Genomic DNA, 13,977 nt, shown 5'->3' with positions numbered 1-13,977 from the left:
ATCACCGGCAACGAGCTCACCACGGCGACGGCACGGCCAGCGCGCGGCACTGCTGCTGCGGAATCCGCGACGGGTCGAGGTCGTAGACCTGGACCCCACGCAGGTCCGGGCCACTGGCGAGCAGCCCCCAGCCGGGCGAGGACAACGGGATGCGCGCCGCCTGGTCGTTGCCCTGGCCGAGGATGGCCTCGGACTGCCAGCGGTCGCCGCAGCGGAGGGCCAGGCGGTGTGCCAGCAGCGCTCGGGTGCCGGTGTCCACGGTGTCGCTGGTCGGTCGCTGGGTGGCCAGGACGGCGGAGCAGCCGACCGCGCGCCCGAGCGAGACGAAGCGGCGCAGCAGGTCGTGCGCCTCGGCGCGCTGCTTGCTCGTCCCGTCGGCCGCCAGCTCGGCCCACTCGTCCACCACGAGCACCAGCGCGGGTGTCTCCGCGTCAGGGTGGACGGCGACGAGGCCCTGGTCCGCGAGCCGGGTGGCGCGGTGCTGGACCTCAGCGACCAGGTCCCGGAGCAGGCGGAGGGTCGGCTCGGCCTCGTTGCCGACAACCAGGGCGCTGAACCGGTCCCGCCAGGGCGTCAGCTCGACTCGCTTGGGGTCGATGCCGACCAGGGCGGTGTCGCGCTGGCCGGCGAGTCCGGCCAGCACCGTGCGCAGCGCCGTGGACTTCCCGGAGCCCGGGCTGCCGGCGACGAGCAGGCTCGACCCGTACAGCGGCAGGCGGACCTCCTCGCCGTCCTCGTCGATGCCGAGCGGAACCGGGGTGGCGCTCACCCGAGGCAGCCAGACCAGGCGGCTGTCATCGGGGTAGGCGACGGCTCCCAGCGATGGCCGCAGGTCCAGTGCGACCGTCGCACGGTCGGCTCTGAACGGGTCGGCGGCGACCCGGACGCGGGCAACGCCGAAGGCGGTGGCCAGCGGCTCCACGTAGGCGTCGAGGACGGTCGCGGTGGCCGGCGGGCGGAGGCGCAGCGTGAGTGCCCAGCCGAGAGCTGTGGGGCGGCAGCCGACGGCGCGGGTGCCGAGCAACCCGACCTCCCGGGCGGCGGTGGGCCAGAGGAGCTGCGGAGAGGCCACCCGAGAGAGCCCGCGCAGGAGCAGGCTCACACGAGGTCCATCGCGTCGGCGCGCAGGCTGGTCCCGCTGCGCTCACGGCCGTCGGTGCCAGGGACCGACCAGGTGCGCAGCGCGAGCCCGGTGAAGGCGACGAGGCTGCCCAGCTCGACCTCGGGGAGCGGCCCGGGGACGGTCACCTCGACCGCCGGCGCGCGCTTCTCACCGGTGCCGGTGACGACCACGGGCACCCGGAGCAGCGGCCGACCAGCCGCGTCGGTGCGAGGCAGGCGGGTCTCGTAGTCGAGGACGGCGGTCGGTTCGCCGGTGAGCAGGAAGCGCAGGGGAGCGGTGTCGATGGGAAGGAGCATCAGGGCCTCCGGGGGTCGGGGCCGGCGGTCGCCGGCCACTGGGCACCGTCCGGAGCTCGTCCGTCCGTGCCAGTAGCCGTCCCGGTGGGTCCTGGTGTGACGACTTTCCTTACGGAATCAAGGGACCAGGCTGCGCCTGGTCCTGGGCGGTCGGTGCGGTACTGCGGGGGCTCCCAGAGCACGACCGTGGGCGTAGACGCGCCGGCCTGCCGGCCGGCGGCCCACGCCGCGCGCTTCGCGCGCAGTTCGCCGAAGGTGGTGCCCCAGTTCCGGGAGGACGCGAAGACGTGACCTCGGTAGCCCCAGCCGCGACGGGCCAGCTTGTGCCGGCGGCAGGGGACCTGCGACGGCCGGGACTGCCAGACGACGGTGACCGGGTTGCCGTCAGCTGCGGTCAGGATGCTGGTGCGCTCGCCGTCGCAGCAGTCGGGGCGCGGGTGAGAGCACCGGCAGGCGGCGGCTCCGGCTCGGGCCATCTTCTCGGCGAATCCGCCGCTGGGCCGGTCCTCACCCGCTGCCTTGACCGCGTAGGCGGTCACCTTGCTCATGTAGGCCCCCAGCCGGTCGGCGTGGCCGGTCCGGACCGGGCGGGCGTGGCAGCGCGGTCCCCAGTTCCACCGGCCGTGCCGGACCGGCGCGATGCGCCGGCCGGTGCGGGGGTTGGTGCCGCCGGAGACGACGAGGTCGAGGTCGGCCTGGGAGACGGTGCCGATGACGAGGGCGTGGACGTGGACCAGGCCGCGCGCCTGGTACTCCATCACGCGGACCACGCGGAGACGCTCGCCCAGGACGCGGCCGAGCTTCTGCCAGGTGACGGCCGCGAGGCGGCCGGCGGCGGCGTTGTAGGCGGCCGCGAGGTCGTAGCGGTAGCTCGCCTCGTCCAGCGGCAAGCCGAGGAGCGGGTCGCCGTCGCGGTGCCGCCGACCGCAGCGGCAGGTGCGGACCTTGCCCCGCTTGCCGCCGCTGCGCCGCTGGGAGTGGACCTGGCCGAAGACGCTTGCTCCCGGAGCGGTGAGGGTGACGAAGGTGGCGGGCAGTGGCCGACCCGTGTCGGGGTCGGTGAGCCCGGCACGGATGAGCGCTCGGGCGTCGGCGGCGTAGAGCGCGGAGCAGGACGGGCACTGGGAGGCGAGCCGGCTGCCGCAGCGGCGCTCGACGGTCTTGCGGCCGAGCCTCTCACCGGTCGAGGCATCGAACTCGGTGCCGGCCAGTTGGACGGGCCGGGCGCAGGGGCCGTGGGTGCTGCTGTGGAGGCGTTCGGTGGCGGTCACCGCCGGGACCGTCCGGCGGCCTCGTCACTCGGCCAGGAGCCGTCGGGTCCCGCCTTGTCGGCCGTCCGGTCGCTACCGTCCCGGGGTGCCCGCTGACCAGAGCCTCAGCTTCGAGCCGTGGATGAGTGCGGCACTGGCGGCCGCTCTTCGAGACGTCGGCTGCCCTGCGGACATGGCTGTAGAGCTGGCGGGAAGGGCTCGCTTGGAGCCGCTCGGAGACCCCGGCACGCCCGACGAGTGGACGTTGCTTCTCCTCGGTCACGGCGTCGGCGTCGGCGTTCCCGTCGAGCGCGAGGAGTGGGAGCAAGCCGTCTGGAGCCTCGCGGAGAACGTGGCCGCGGACAACGCCGAAGCACACGACCGTGCCGCTCGCGGCGAGGCGGGGTGGGTACCGCTTTGGGCGCTGCCAAACCGCCCACAGCGCCGGGGATGACCCACCACCGCCTGCCTCGACTCAGGAGGACGCGAGGGGGTGCGGCTCGCCGGTGATGGCGGCCAGCACCCGAGCCACGTCGCCCACCTGGGCCTTGATGTAGGTGGTCGTCGCGTCGGCCGGCTCGGCGTGGCCGGCGTAGGCGCGGGCGATGCCGTAGGAGCCGCCCACCCGCTCGGCGGCCGTGAGCGCGGTGTGCCGCAGCCAGTGCGGGCTGACGCCGTACTGCGCGGCCCAGGGCAGCGACCGCTGCCAGCGGTCGGCCAGGGTGTTGTACCGACGGCGGGTGAGGGGCGCGCCCTTCTCCTCGCCGCGACGCGGTCGGTAGCGGAAGACCTGCTCCTCCGGGTCCCGGGCACCGCGGGCGGCGGCGTGCTCGACGAGGGCTGCGAACAGGGTGGGGCTGACCGGCTGCCAGCGAGCCTTGCCGCCCTTCTCGCGCAGGCGCACGCACAGCCGGGGCTCGTCGAGGTCGGCCAGGCTGAGAGCGAGCGCGCCGCCCCGCCGCGCGCCGGTCTCCGCGTGGAAGCGCAGCAGGAGCGTGTCGAGCACGGGGTCGTTGCCGCCGGTGCGGGTGACCTCGTCCAGTTCGCGGAACTCCTGCTCGGTGAGCGCCCGGCGCTGGCTCGGTGGGCGCACCGGCTTCCGGACGGCGGCGGCCGGGTTGTCGGTGAGGTACTTGTCCTCGACCGCGCAGCGGAAGAACGCGCGCAGGGCCGCGACGCAGTTCTCCTCGGCGCTGGCCCCGCTCTGGCCGTTGCGGCGTCGCACGGCGTTGGCGCGCGCCGATTGGGCCAGGGCGCGCAGCTTGCTCGTGGTCACCTCGGTGATGCGGTCGTCCCCGTGCTCGCGGACCAGGAGGTTCCAGTACGTCGAGTACGTCCGGCGAGTGCCGGGCGTAGCCGCAGCGAGCACCGTCGGCGCGTACTCGCGGACCGTGGGGACCGTCGCGGCTGCGGCCGGCTGGAGTCCGAGGCCGGCCGCGAGCGCCTTGATGACCCCGGCCGCGGTCGGGTCGGCCAGCAGGGCCGCGAGGTCGTCGGGGGTGAGGGAGTCAGGCACAGGCATCGAGCACCACCAGGGAGTCGAGGAGGGCCGTGGAGGAGAGAACGAGGACGCCGGCGGCGGAGGAGGCCGACAGCAGCAGCACCTCACCGGCGGCCCAGCCGCGGAACTTCCGCAAGGCGTCCGGAACGCGCACGCGGCCCTTCGAGTCGAGGACGACCGAGCCGTCGGGTGTGGCACGCACGAGCAGGCCGGCACCGTGCTCGATGACCTCCACGGCCTGCTCGGGCTTCCAGCCGAGGAGGGCGAAGAGAGTCGCCTCCCGCACGCGGCCGTGGTCATCGAGCAGGGCGGTGCGGTGAAGGAACCGCGCGGGCTGGACCGGAGCCAGCGCCGGAAGCGGCAGGACCGTCGCGGCGGCGTCAGGGACGGCGACGGTCGGAGCGGTGGTCGGCGGGATGAGCGCGGCGACCAGCCGCTCGGTCTGCTTGGCCCGAATCAGGCCGGAGGGGGTTGGCACCTCAAGACAGGTGCCGGACGAAATCGTGAGCGCAGCCGGATTCGCGTGAGCTGCGTCACGTAGTGCTGGGGAAGCTCCCCCGTGAGGAGTGTCCGAGGGGGGACTTGAACCCCCACGCCCGATAAAGGGCACTAGCACCTCAAGCTAGCGCGTCTGCCATTCCGCCACCCGGACGAGTGCGAGCAGAAGACTACCCGACGGCCCGGCGGCGATCACGCACCCCCCGGCCGGCCGGCACGGTCCCTCAGACGGCGAGGGCGACCCGGCCGCGACCCCCGCGCTTGGCCTCGTACAGCGCCGCGTCGGCGGAGGTGTAGAGCCCGCGCCGGTCGCGGGAGTAGCGGGGCAGGTGCGCCACGCCGAGGCTGATCGACAGCGCCACGAGCGTGCCGTCCGCCAGGGCCAGCGGCTCGCCGCGCACGGCGTCGAGCAGCTCCTCGGCCCGGCGGGCGGCGACCTCGCGGCCGCACCCGGGCATCAGCACGGCGAGTTCGTCACCGCCCAGCCGGGACAGGACGGCGTCCTCGGCCCGGATCCGCCCGCGCAGCACGCGGGCCAGGTGCACGAGGACGTCGTCGCCGACCGGGTGGCCGTGGGTGTCGTTGATCCACTTGAACGAGTCGACGTCGATGAGCACCAGCGCCGTCCCGCCGGGGACCGGGCGGTTGATCGCCGTCTCGAGCGCCTCGTCGAAGGCCCTCCGGGTGGCCAGGCCGGTCAGGGAGTCGACGGTCAGCTGGCGCTGGAGCGCGTCCACGAGCCGTTCCTGCATCCGGTTGGCCCGGACGAGCAGCGCGGCGATGACGATCAGCACGGCGCCGAAGAAGGTGGCGTCGGTGAGCGCCTTGGCCGTCGGCAGCAGGGCCAGGAGGGCGAGCGTGTTGACGGCGACGGCCGACGCCGTCACCAGGGCGACCGCGGTGGCGCGGAGGTGGAACGCCACCCACAGCACCGGCAGGGCGTAGAACGCCTGGGACCCGGCCGAGGTGTCCTCGGTCAGCACGTTGAGGGTGCCGATGAGCCCGACGCCGGCCAGCGCCAGCACCGTGCAGACCGCCCAGCGGTCGAGGAATTCCGGGCGCAGCACCCGGCAGGCGAGCGCGGCGCCGAGGATCGTGACGACGCCGGTCCAGTGGACCGCCTGCGCGACGGGACCGCCGACCGGCACGGCGAACAGCGGCAGCAGGCTCAGCACCACCGCGCTGACCAGCAGGATGAGGGCGGCGCTGTGCGCGGCAGCTCGGAAGTCCCGGGCTCGCAGCGCGCGCACGACCGTCACGCTCCGATCATCGGCCGTCACAGGCAGACGGAACAGGGCCGGTTCACCCGACCGGGGCACGGCGCGCCCAGGTGCGGCACGATCGGGCCATGGCCGAGACCCCCGCCCCGCTCGCCGGCGCCCAGGACGAGGTGGCCGAGCTCCTGTCCGACCTCATCCGCATCGACACCACCAACACCGGTGCGACCGCCACCAGCGCGGGGGAGCGCAAGGCCGCGGAGTGGGTGGCCTGCAAGCTCGCCGACGCCGGCATCGAGAGCGAGATCCACGAGTCCGAGCCGGGCCGGGCCAGCCTGGTCGCCCGCGTCCCGGGCCGTGACCGCAGCCGCCCCGCGCTGCTCGTCCACGGGCACCTCGACGTCGTGCCCGCGGATCCGGCCGAGTGGAGCGTGCACCCGTTCTCCGGGGAGGAGCGGGACGGCTACGTCTGGGGCCGGGGCGCGGTCGACATGAAGGACATGGACGCGATGGTGCTGGCGCTGGTGCGCGACTGGGCCCGCACCGGCGTGCAGCCCGACCGCGACATCGTGCTGGCCTTCGTCGCCGACGAGGAGGCCGGCGGCACGCTCGGCGCGCACCACCTGGTCGACGAGCACCCCGACCTCTTCGAGGGCTGCACCGAGGCGATCAGCGAGGTCGGCGGTTTCAGCATCACCGTCCGCGACGACCTGCGCCTCTACCTCGTGCAGACCGCCGAGAAGGGGCTGGCCTGGATGCGGCTGACCGCCGGCGGGAAGCCCGGTCACGGCTCCTTCGTGCACGACGACAACGCCGTCACCCGGCTGTGCGAGGCGGTGGCCCGCATCGGCAGCCACCGGTTCCCGCTCACCCTCACCCCGCCGATGCGCGCGTTCCTCGCCGCGGTCGAGGACGCCTACGGCATCGAGATCGACCCGGCCGAGCCCGAGCTGGCCCTGGCCCGGCTGGGCAGCATCAGCCGGATGATCGGCGCGGCGCTGCGCAACACCGCCAACCCCACGATGCTCGACGCCGGCTACAAGGCCAACGTCATCCCCGGCACCGCGAGCGCCACCGTCGACGGCCGCTTCCTCTACGGCCAGGAGGAGGAGTTCGAGCGGCAGCTGGCGAGCCTCATCGGCGAGGGCGTGCAGCGCGAGTGGCTGGTGCACGACCAGGCGGTGGAGACGACGTTCGACGGCCCGCTGGTCGACCAGATGGTCACCGCGCTCCAGGCCGAGGACGACGGCGCCCGCCCGGTGCCGTTCACCATGAGCGGCGGCACCGACGCCAAGAGCTTCCAGCGCCTGGGCATGCGCTGCTTCGGCTTCTCGCCGCTGCGGCTGCCCGCCGACCTGGACTTCGCCTCGCTCTTTCACGGCATCGACGAGCGGGTGCCCGTCGAGTCGCTGAAGTTCGGCATCCGGGTGCTCGACCGTTTCCTGCGCTCTGCATGATGGGGGAGTGACGACCCCCACACCCGCCGCCGGATCCGTCGCTCTCATCACCGGGGGGACCGGTGGCTTCGGCCGCGCCCTCGCCGCCAAGCTGAAGGCGCTCGACGTCACCCCGGTCCTCGCCGACCTCGACAGCGAGCGCAACCGCTCGGTGGCCGCCGACCTCGGCTGCCCGTTCGTCGTCCTCGACGTCACCGACCGCGCGGCCAACGAGGCCGTCGTCGCCCAGGTGGAGGCCGAGCACGGCCGGCTCGACGCCGCCTACCTCAACGCCGGGATCTCCGCGGCCAAGAGCGACGACGTGCTGGACCTCGACGAGTTCCTGCGCGTCGTCGACATCGACCTGTTCGGCGTGGTCTACGGCGCGGTCGCCGCCCGCCCGGCGATCAAGCGGGCCGGCGGCGGGGCGATCGTGGTCACCGCCTCCCTGGCCGGGCTCTCCCCGATGGCCGGTGACCCGGGCTACAGCGTCGCCAAGGGGGGCGCGATCGCCTTCGTCCGCTCGATGGCGCCGCGGCTGGCCGCCGAGGGGACGACGATCAGCGCGCTCTGCCCCGGCTTCGCCGACACCGCCATCATCGACCGCATCCGCGACCAGTTCACGGCGGCGAACTTCCCCGTGCTGTCGGCCGACGAGGTCGCCGACGCGATGGTGATGGCCTGGACCTCGGCCGAGCCGGGCGCGGCCTACGTCATCCAGCCCGGTGTCGGCACGGTGCCCTACAAGTTCAAGGGCGTGCCGGCCGCGCGCACCGGGAGCGGCGAGACCGCGGTCGTCCCGGAGGCGCTGCGCCCGCCGGGCATGCGCTGATCAGCGCGGTCCGCGGCAACCGATCAGGAACGCCGGCGGCACGTTCCACGGGGTGACCCGCCAGCGCACGTCGCGGAACCGCGCCCGCAGCTCGCCCAGCATCAGCGGCGAGTACTGGATGACGACGACGTCGCCGTCCGGCGCCAGGCAGCGGGGGAGGACGTCGAGGATGCGGCCGCGCAGCCCCGGCTCCAGCGACGTGTAGGGCAGCGCGGAGACGATGACGTCGGCGGCCTGCCCGCCCAGGTGGTCGGCGAGCTGCTCGGCCGAGCCGACCACCACCTGCAGGCGGGGGTCGTCGAACCGGTTCTCCAGCACCTTGGCCAGCTTCGGGTCGATCTCCACCGAGACCAGCCGGGCGTCCGGTGCCAGCCGGGCGAGGACCTCGGCGGTCTGGCTGCCGGTGCCCGCGCCGAGCTCGACGACCAGGCGGGCGCCGGGCACGTCGGCGAGGTCGAGCATCCCGCGCACCGCCGTCCGGGAGGTCGGCAGCACCGCACCCACCTGGCGGGGGTGGGCGAGGAAGGCCGCGAGGAAGCGCAGCCGGTCGGTCAGGGGTCGGATCATGCGTCCATCCGTCCGAGGGGCGGGAAGTCGTCCCCCGAACACTGGCACGGGAGCCGCCGCGGGCGCGAACCCACCGGACCGGGTGACGGCGGTCACGAGGCGTCTGGCAGGGTCGCGGGCATGCGTGCATGGCGGGTACACGAACTCGGCGACCCCTCGAAGGTGATGAGCTTCGACGAGGTCGAGCAGCCCACTCCAGGGCCGGGCCAGGTGCTGGTGAAGGTGCGGGCGGCGGCGCTCAACTTCCCCGACGTCCTCATGGCGATGGGGATGTACCAGGAGAAGCCGCCGTTGCCGTTCACCCCGGGCGTCGAGCTGTGCGGGGAGGTCGTGGGCACCGGCCAGCGGGTCATCGGCTCGCCCGCCGGCGGCCCGGGAGCGTTCGCCGAGTACGTGCTCATGGACGAGGCCGCCGCCTTCCCCGCCCCCGAGGGGCTGTCGGACGAGAAGGCCGCCTCGCTCTACCTGACCTACCAGACCGGCTACGTCGGCCTGCACCGCCGCGCGCACCTGCAGGCCGGGGAGTGGCTGCTGGTCCACGCGGGGGCCGGCGGCGTCGGGACGGCGGCGATCCAGCTGGGCAAGGCGGCCGGCGCCAAGGTCATCGCCACCGCGGGCGGGCCGCGCAAGACCGAGGTGTGCCGGGAGCTCGGCGCCGACGTCGTCGTCGACTACACGAGCGAGGACTTCGTGCCGGTCGTCAAGGAGGTCACCGGCGGCCACGGCGCCGACGTCGTCTACGACCCGGTCGGCGGCGACGTGTTCGACAAGAGCACCAAGTGCATCGCGTTCGAGGGGCGGCTGGTCGTCGTCGGGTTCACCAGCGGCCGGATCCCCGAGGCCAAGGCCAACCACCTGCTGGTGAAGAACTACAGCGTCGTCGGCCTGCACTGGGGCCTCTACCGCAAGCACGAGCCTGCCATCTTCGGCGAGGTGCACGAGCAGCTCACCCGGCTGGTCGCCGAGGGCTCGGTCGACCCGCTGGTCGGCGAGGTGCTGCCGCTGGACCAGGCGCCCGCGGCGCTGGCCCGCCTGGCCTCCCGCGACACGGTGGGCAAGGTCGTCCTCGTCCCGTAGCCGCCTAGGCTGGTGCGTCGTGCCCGGCCCGCAGCTCCCCGTCGTCGACCCGCGCGCGGAGCTGCGGGCCGACTGCTCCCGCTGCGCCGGGCTGTGCTGCGTCGCGCCGGCCTTCGCCGCGTCGGCGGACTTCGCCATCGACAAGCCCGCCGGCACGCCCTGCCGGCACCTGGGCGAGGACTTCCGGTGCGGCATCCACGCGCGGCTGCGCGAGCGGGGCTTCCCGGGCTGCACGGTGTTCGACTGCTTCGGCGCCGGGCAGCGGATCACCCAGGGCACCTTCGGCGGGCGCAGCTGGCGGGAGGCGCCGGAGATCGCAGCGGCGCAGTTCGCCGTCCTGCCCGTCGTGCGGCAGCTGCACGAGGTGCTCTGGTACCTCGCGGAGGCGGCCGAGCGGCCCGAGGCACGGGCGCTGGCGGCCGAGGTGGCGGCGGCCCGCGAGGAGGTCGAGCGCCTGGCGGCCGGGACGGCCGACGAGCTCGGGGCTCTCGACGTGGGCGACCTGCGCGCCCGGGTGGGGGAGCTGCTCGGCCGGGTGAGCGACCGGGTCCGCGCAGGGGCACCGGCCCGCGCGAAGGACCGGCGCGGCGCGGACCTGATGGGGCGGGACCTGCGGCGGGTGGACCTGCGGGCGGCGTCGTTGCGCGGCGCCTACCTGATCGGCGCCGACCTGCGCGGGGTCGACCTCGGGCCCGCCGACCTGCTGGGAGCCGACCTCCGCGTCGCCGACGTCCGCGGCACCGACCTGAGCCGGGTGCTGTTCCTCACCCGGCCGCAGGTCGAGGCCGCCAGGGGCGACGCCGCCACCCGGCTCCCCGCGGCGGTGCACCCGCCGGCGCACTGGGCGTAGCGGCGCCGGCCTCCACCGCCCGGCCCCACGTCACCCCGGCCAGCACGAGGACGCCCCCGGCCAGCGCGACCGGCCGCCACGGCTGACCGGAGAACGACAGCGCGACGGCGAACGCCCACAGCGGCTCCGTCCCGAGCAGCAGGCTCACGCGGGCCGGCGAGGTCCTGCGGACCGCCCACGTCTGGACGGCGAAGGCGAGCACCGTGCAGGCCAGCGCCAGGTACCCCAGCAGCAGCCAGTCGCCCGCCGGCAGGGCGGCGGCCACCGACCACGGGGCGGGCCCGGACACCGCCGACGCCCCCGTGCAGAGCAGCAGCACCGTGCCGAGCTGCACCAGCGTGAGCCGGCCGGAGTCCAGCTGCCGGCCCCGGGTGAGACCGGCGATCGCCACCACGTGCACCGCCCGGACCGCCGCCGCCAGCAGGACGAGGACGTCGCCGGCGCCGGGTGCCCGGAACCCGTCGGCCTGGGTGAGCAGCACGACGCCGGCGACCGCGGTGCCCGCGGCCAGGAAGAAGGTCGAAGGCAGCACCCGGCCGGTCACCCAGCCCTGCAGCAGCGGCGTCATGAGGATGGTCAGGGAGATGATGAGCCCGGCGTTCGCCGCCGACGTCCGGGTCACGCCGTACGTCTCGAGCGCGAAGATCAGCGCCAGGACGGCGCCGAGCACGGCCCCCACGCCCAGCTCCTGCCGGGTCAGCCCGCGCAGCCGGGGGGCCAGGAGGAGGACCATCGCCAGCACGGCGATGGCGAACCGCAGGGCGATGACGGCGAAGACCGCATCCGGGGGAGTGGACGACTTGGCCGCCAGGTAGCTCGACCCCCAGGCGACCGCCACCGCCAGCAGCGCCAGATCCACGCCCCGGCCCGCCGGCGCCCCGTTCCCTGCAGTCACGTGCCCGAGCCTGCGTCCCGTGACGGTTCGTGACAAGCGATGACATCTGCATCGACTGTGTAGCGTTGCTTCATGGACGTGGAGCGGCTACGCCTGCTGCGCGAGGTGGCCGACCGCGGATCGATCACCGCCGCGGCGGAGGCCGCGGTCCTGACGCCGTCGGCGGTGAGCCAGCAGCTGAAGGTGCTCGCCCGGGAGGCCGGGGTGCCGCTGCTGGAGCGGTCCGGCAGAGGTGTGCGCCTCACCGACGCGGGGCGGGCGCTGGTCCGGCGCACCGACGACGTGCTCGCCGCGCTCGCCGCCGCCGACGAGGAGATGGCCGCCTACCGCAGCGGACCCCGCGGCACGGTGCGGATCGCGCTGTTCCCCACCGGCGCGGCGATGCTGCTGCCCGAGCTCATCACCCGGGCCGCGACGCGGGGGATCGGCGTCAGCGGCCGCGATCCCGACCGGCCGGTCGGCGAGGTGCAGGCGATGCTCGCCGACGTCGACCTGGTCGTGGTGCACCAGGACGAGCGCGACCGGCCCGTGGGCACCGCGCGGCTGCGGTCCACCGAGCTGCTCCGGGAGCCGCTGGACGTGCTGCTGCCCCCGGACCACCCGCTGGCCGGGCGGGATGCCGTGGCGCTCGACGACCTGGCCCAGGACCCGTGGATCTCCGTCGCGGAGGGCTGGATGATCGACGACGTGCTCGGCGGCATGGCGAAGGCCGGCGGCTTCTCCCCGCACGTCGTCCAGCGGGTGATCGACTTCCGGGTCACCGAGGAGCTGGTCGCCGCGGGTGTCGGCGTCGCCCTGATGCCCCGGTTCGTCCGGCTCGCGCGACCGCTGGTGCGCGTGCCGCTGGCGGGCATCCGGGCGGCACGGCGCATCTCCGTGGTGCAGCGGGTCGAGGCGACGCCGCGCCCGGCCGTCGAGGAGGTGGTCGCGATCCTGCGCGACCTGGGCTCCGAGCTCGCCCGCGCCGGGCAGCTCGACCCGGTGGCTAGATGACCGGCTTGGGCAGGTAGGACAGCCGCGCGCGCCGGCGCATGATCACCTTGCGCGTGCCGTCGGCGTGCAGCTGCAGCCGGGCCAGCTCCCATCCGCCGACGTCGGCCTGCAGGCTCAGCATGGTCGCCGCCGCGGACCGGGACGTGCCCGGTGGGATCCGCAGCGGCGCGAACTCGTACTCCCCGGCAGGCGCCTCCATCGGCCCGATTGTGCCTCTCCGTCGACGATCGGTCACGTGGTCGTTCCCCGCATCACACCGGCCGGTCTGCCGGAGCCCGCTCCGGGCGGCAGGATGGGACCGGACCCGAACCGCTACCGACGGAGGACGACGTGACCGAACCCGGTACCGCGAACGACGCCGATCGCGCCGAGCAGGAGGCCCTGCTCGACCCGCCCGCCGTCTCCCTCGCCGGGGACGCCGCCGCTCCCGGTGACGGCGTGCCGGAGGCCGACGCGCTCGAGCAGCAGCTGGCCGCCCGTCCCGGTGAGGCGGGCGGGCCCCGGGGGCCGGTCGGCGACCGCGATGCGAACGAGGCCGACGTCCTGGAGCAGGAGCTCGACGTGCCGGTGGAGGACGATCTCCAGGAGGACTGACCGCTTCCCCCGGGGTGCGGCCGCCAGCAGACTGGCGCGATGCCGCAGCACCACGAGCGCACCGCCGCCTTCCGCGGGGCCACCTTCGCCGTCGCCGACCTCGCCGGCGCCACCTTCCGCGACTGCGACCTCAGCGGCGCGCGGATCGTCAGCTCGTGGGTCGACGGCCTCCGGGTGGACGGCTTCGACGGCTCGGCAGGCCGGGTGCTGGTCGACGACGTCGACGTCTCCGGCTTCGTCCGCGACGAGCTCGACCGGCGGCACCCCGAGCGGGTGCAGCTGCGGGCGGTCCGGACGGCGGAGGACCACCGCGCGATGTGGGCGACCCTCGAGCAGCTCTGGGACGCGACGGTGGCCCGCGCCCGGCAGCTGCCCGAGGAGTTGCGGCAGGAGCGGGTGGACGGCGAGTGGTCGGTCGCCGAGACGCTGCGCCACCTCGTCTTCGCCGTCGACTCCTGGATCGGGAAGGTCGTCGACGGGGCGGCCGCGCCGTGGCACCCGCTGGGGCTGCCGCCGACCGACTTCTCGGAGGAGGAGCGGGCTCGCGTCGGGTCGGGCGACGCCCGCCCGTCGTTCGAGGAGGCGGAAGCCGCGCACGCCGACCGGCGGGCGCAGGTGCGCCGGGTGCTGGACGGGCTGACCGAGGCCCGGCTGGACGAGGTGCGCACCGCGACGCCGGCGCCCGCCGGCGAGCCCGAGCCCATCCCGGTCCGGCACGCACTGGCCGTGGTGCTCAACGAGCACTGCGAGCACCGGCGGTACGCCGTCCGCGACCTGGCGGTGCTCGAGGCTCGCGATGGTCACCGCCAGCCCCTTCCGCGGACACCTGAGTGTGGTTAGGCTTCCCT

General features: G+C 74.8%; 17 protein-coding genes and 1 tRNA gene. 8 read left to right on the top strand and 10 right to left on the bottom strand.

Annotation, left to right across the window (positions count from 1 at the left end; all coding sequences use genetic code 11):
* Positions 1-16: 16 nt before the first annotated feature.
* Genes DQ241_RS10435 through DQ241_RS10425 form a run of 3 tightly spaced genes read right to left on the bottom strand, consistent with a single transcriptional unit; the run spans position 17 to position 2,690 of the window.
* Entirely contained in the window at positions 17-1,102 is a 1,086-nt protein-coding gene (locus tag DQ241_RS10435; RefSeq protein WP_113830120.1) for an FtsK/SpoIIIE domain-containing protein, read from the bottom strand.
* Complete coding sequence (locus tag DQ241_RS10430) at positions 1,099-1,419, bottom strand: hypothetical protein (RefSeq protein ID WP_147252356.1); 321 nt, start codon at positions 1,417-1,419, stop codon at positions 1,099-1,101. The genes DQ241_RS10435 and DQ241_RS10430 overlap by 4 nt, the downstream gene beginning before the upstream one ends.
* Positions 1,419-2,690 carry a replication initiator gene (locus DQ241_RS10425; protein ID WP_113830118.1) on the bottom strand — a complete coding sequence of 424 codons (1,272 nt, stop codon included), beginning with the start codon at positions 2,688-2,690 and terminating at the stop codon, positions 1,419-1,421. Before DQ241_RS10425 ends, DQ241_RS10430 begins: the two co-directional genes overlap by 1 nt.
* A gap of 85 nt (positions 2,691-2,775) precedes the next feature.
* Here DQ241_RS10425 and DQ241_RS10420 point away from each other — a divergent pair, with 85 nt between their 5' ends.
* Positions 2,776-3,123: a hypothetical protein gene (locus DQ241_RS10420; protein WP_113830117.1), complete on the top strand. Its 348-nt coding sequence runs from the start codon at positions 2,776-2,778 to the stop codon at positions 3,121-3,123.
* 21 nt (positions 3,124-3,144) lie between these two features.
* On the opposite strand, the gene DQ241_RS10415 is transcribed toward DQ241_RS10420, so the two are convergent.
* From DQ241_RS10415 to DQ241_RS10395, 4 genes are all read right to left on the bottom strand, one after another.
* Positions 3,145-4,185, bottom strand: a complete 1,041-nt coding sequence (locus DQ241_RS10415) for a site-specific integrase (RefSeq protein ID WP_199584363.1) — start codon at positions 4,183-4,185, stop codon at positions 3,145-3,147.
* Positions 4,178-4,648 (bottom strand): hypothetical protein, encoded by a 471-nt coding sequence (locus DQ241_RS20565; protein WP_158545908.1) that lies wholly within the window; start codon positions 4,646-4,648, stop codon positions 4,178-4,180. Before DQ241_RS20565 ends, DQ241_RS10415 begins: the two co-directional genes overlap by 8 nt.
* 89 nt (positions 4,649-4,737) lie before the next feature.
* A tRNA-Leu gene (locus tag DQ241_RS10400) sits at positions 4,738-4,822 on the bottom strand.
* A 70-nt stretch (positions 4,823-4,892) separates the two neighbouring features.
* Complete coding sequence (locus DQ241_RS10395; RefSeq protein ID WP_233492360.1) at positions 4,893-5,927, bottom strand: diguanylate cyclase; 1,035 nt, start codon at positions 5,925-5,927, stop codon at positions 4,893-4,895.
* 89 nt (positions 5,928-6,016) lie between these two features.
* Between DQ241_RS10395 and DQ241_RS10390 the strand changes: the two genes are divergently transcribed.
* Positions 6,017-7,342, top strand: a complete 1,326-nt coding sequence (locus DQ241_RS10390; RefSeq protein WP_113830113.1) for a M20/M25/M40 family metallo-hydrolase — start codon at positions 6,017-6,019, stop codon at positions 7,340-7,342.
* A 7-nt stretch (positions 7,343-7,349) separates the two neighbouring features.
* Positions 7,350-8,153: an SDR family oxidoreductase gene (locus DQ241_RS10385; RefSeq protein WP_113830112.1), complete on the top strand. Its 804-nt coding sequence runs from the start codon at positions 7,350-7,352 to the stop codon at positions 8,151-8,153.
* On the opposite strand, the gene DQ241_RS10380 is transcribed toward DQ241_RS10385, so the two are convergent.
* Complete coding sequence (locus DQ241_RS10380) at positions 8,154-8,720, bottom strand: class I SAM-dependent methyltransferase (protein ID WP_113830111.1); 567 nt, start codon at positions 8,718-8,720, stop codon at positions 8,154-8,156.
* Positions 8,721-8,840: 120 nt separating this feature from the next.
* On the opposite strand from DQ241_RS10380, the gene DQ241_RS10375 reads away from it, so the two are divergent.
* Entirely contained in the window at positions 8,841-9,797 is a 957-nt protein-coding gene (locus tag DQ241_RS10375) for an NADPH:quinone oxidoreductase family protein (protein WP_113830110.1), read from the top strand.
* A gap of 19 nt (positions 9,798-9,816) precedes the next feature.
* Positions 9,817-10,647 (top strand): pentapeptide repeat-containing protein, encoded by an 831-nt coding sequence (locus DQ241_RS10370; protein ID WP_113830109.1) that lies wholly within the window; start codon positions 9,817-9,819, stop codon positions 10,645-10,647.
* Here the strand turns inward: DQ241_RS10370 and DQ241_RS10365 are convergent.
* Positions 10,562-11,542, bottom strand: coding sequence for a DMT family transporter (locus DQ241_RS10365; RefSeq protein WP_113830108.1), 981 nt, complete (start codon positions 11,540-11,542; stop codon positions 10,562-10,564). The genes DQ241_RS10370 and DQ241_RS10365 overlap by 86 nt on opposite strands.
* 72 nt (positions 11,543-11,614) lie before the next feature.
* Here DQ241_RS10365 and DQ241_RS10360 point away from each other — a divergent pair, with 72 nt between their 5' ends.
* Complete coding sequence (locus tag DQ241_RS10360; protein WP_113830107.1) at positions 11,615-12,535, top strand: LysR family transcriptional regulator; 921 nt, start codon at positions 11,615-11,617, stop codon at positions 12,533-12,535.
* Here DQ241_RS10360 and DQ241_RS10355 read toward each other — a convergent pair.
* A complete protein-coding gene (locus tag DQ241_RS10355; RefSeq protein ID WP_113830106.1) occupies positions 12,528-12,734 on the bottom strand; it encodes a DUF5703 family protein in 207 nt (68 codons plus the stop codon). The two genes, DQ241_RS10360 and DQ241_RS10355, sit on opposite strands and share 8 nt — an antisense overlap.
* 131 nt (positions 12,735-12,865) lie before the next feature.
* Between DQ241_RS10355 and DQ241_RS10350 the strand changes: the two genes are divergently transcribed.
* On the top strand, positions 12,866-13,129 hold the full coding sequence (locus DQ241_RS10350; RefSeq protein WP_113830105.1) for a hypothetical protein: 264 nt from the start codon (positions 12,866-12,868) through the stop codon (positions 13,127-13,129).
* A 39-nt stretch (positions 13,130-13,168) separates the two neighbouring features.
* Complete coding sequence (locus tag DQ241_RS10345; RefSeq protein ID WP_113830104.1) at positions 13,169-13,969, top strand: DinB family protein; 801 nt, start codon at positions 13,169-13,171, stop codon at positions 13,967-13,969.
* The last annotated feature ends 8 nt before the right edge of the window (positions 13,970-13,977 follow it).

The organism is Blastococcus sp. TF02A-30 (genome assembly GCF_003319185.1).
GTDB lineage: Bacteria > Actinomycetota > Actinomycetes > Mycobacteriales > Geodermatophilaceae > Blastococcus.
This window is presented reverse-complemented; position numbering and strand designations above follow the sequence as displayed.

Bases quoted from the DNA above. Each gene is read 5' to 3' on its own strand.
- DQ241_RS10430 (WP_147252356.1), bottom strand. From the start codon at position 1,419: ATGCTCCTTCCCATCGACACCGCTCCCCTGCGCTTCCTGCTCACCGGC.
- DQ241_RS10390 (WP_113830113.1), top strand. From the start codon at position 6,017: ATGGCCGAGACCCCCGCCCCGCTCGCCGGCGCCCAGGACGAGGTGGCC.
- DQ241_RS10380 (WP_113830111.1), bottom strand. From the start codon at position 8,720: ATGATCCGACCCCTGACCGACCGGCTGCGCTTCCTCGCGGCCTTCCTC.
- DQ241_RS10375 (WP_113830110.1), top strand. From the start codon at position 8,841: ATGCGTGCATGGCGGGTACACGAACTCGGCGACCCCTCGAAGGTGATG.
- DQ241_RS10360 (WP_113830107.1), top strand. From the start codon at position 11,615: ATGGACGTGGAGCGGCTACGCCTGCTGCGCGAGGTGGCCGACCGCGGA.
- DQ241_RS10355 (WP_113830106.1), bottom strand. From the start codon at position 12,734: ATGGAGGCGCCTGCCGGGGAGTACGAGTTCGCGCCGCTGCGGATCCCA.
- DQ241_RS10345 (WP_113830104.1), top strand. From the start codon at position 13,169: ATGCCGCAGCACCACGAGCGCACCGCCGCCTTCCGCGGGGCCACCTTC.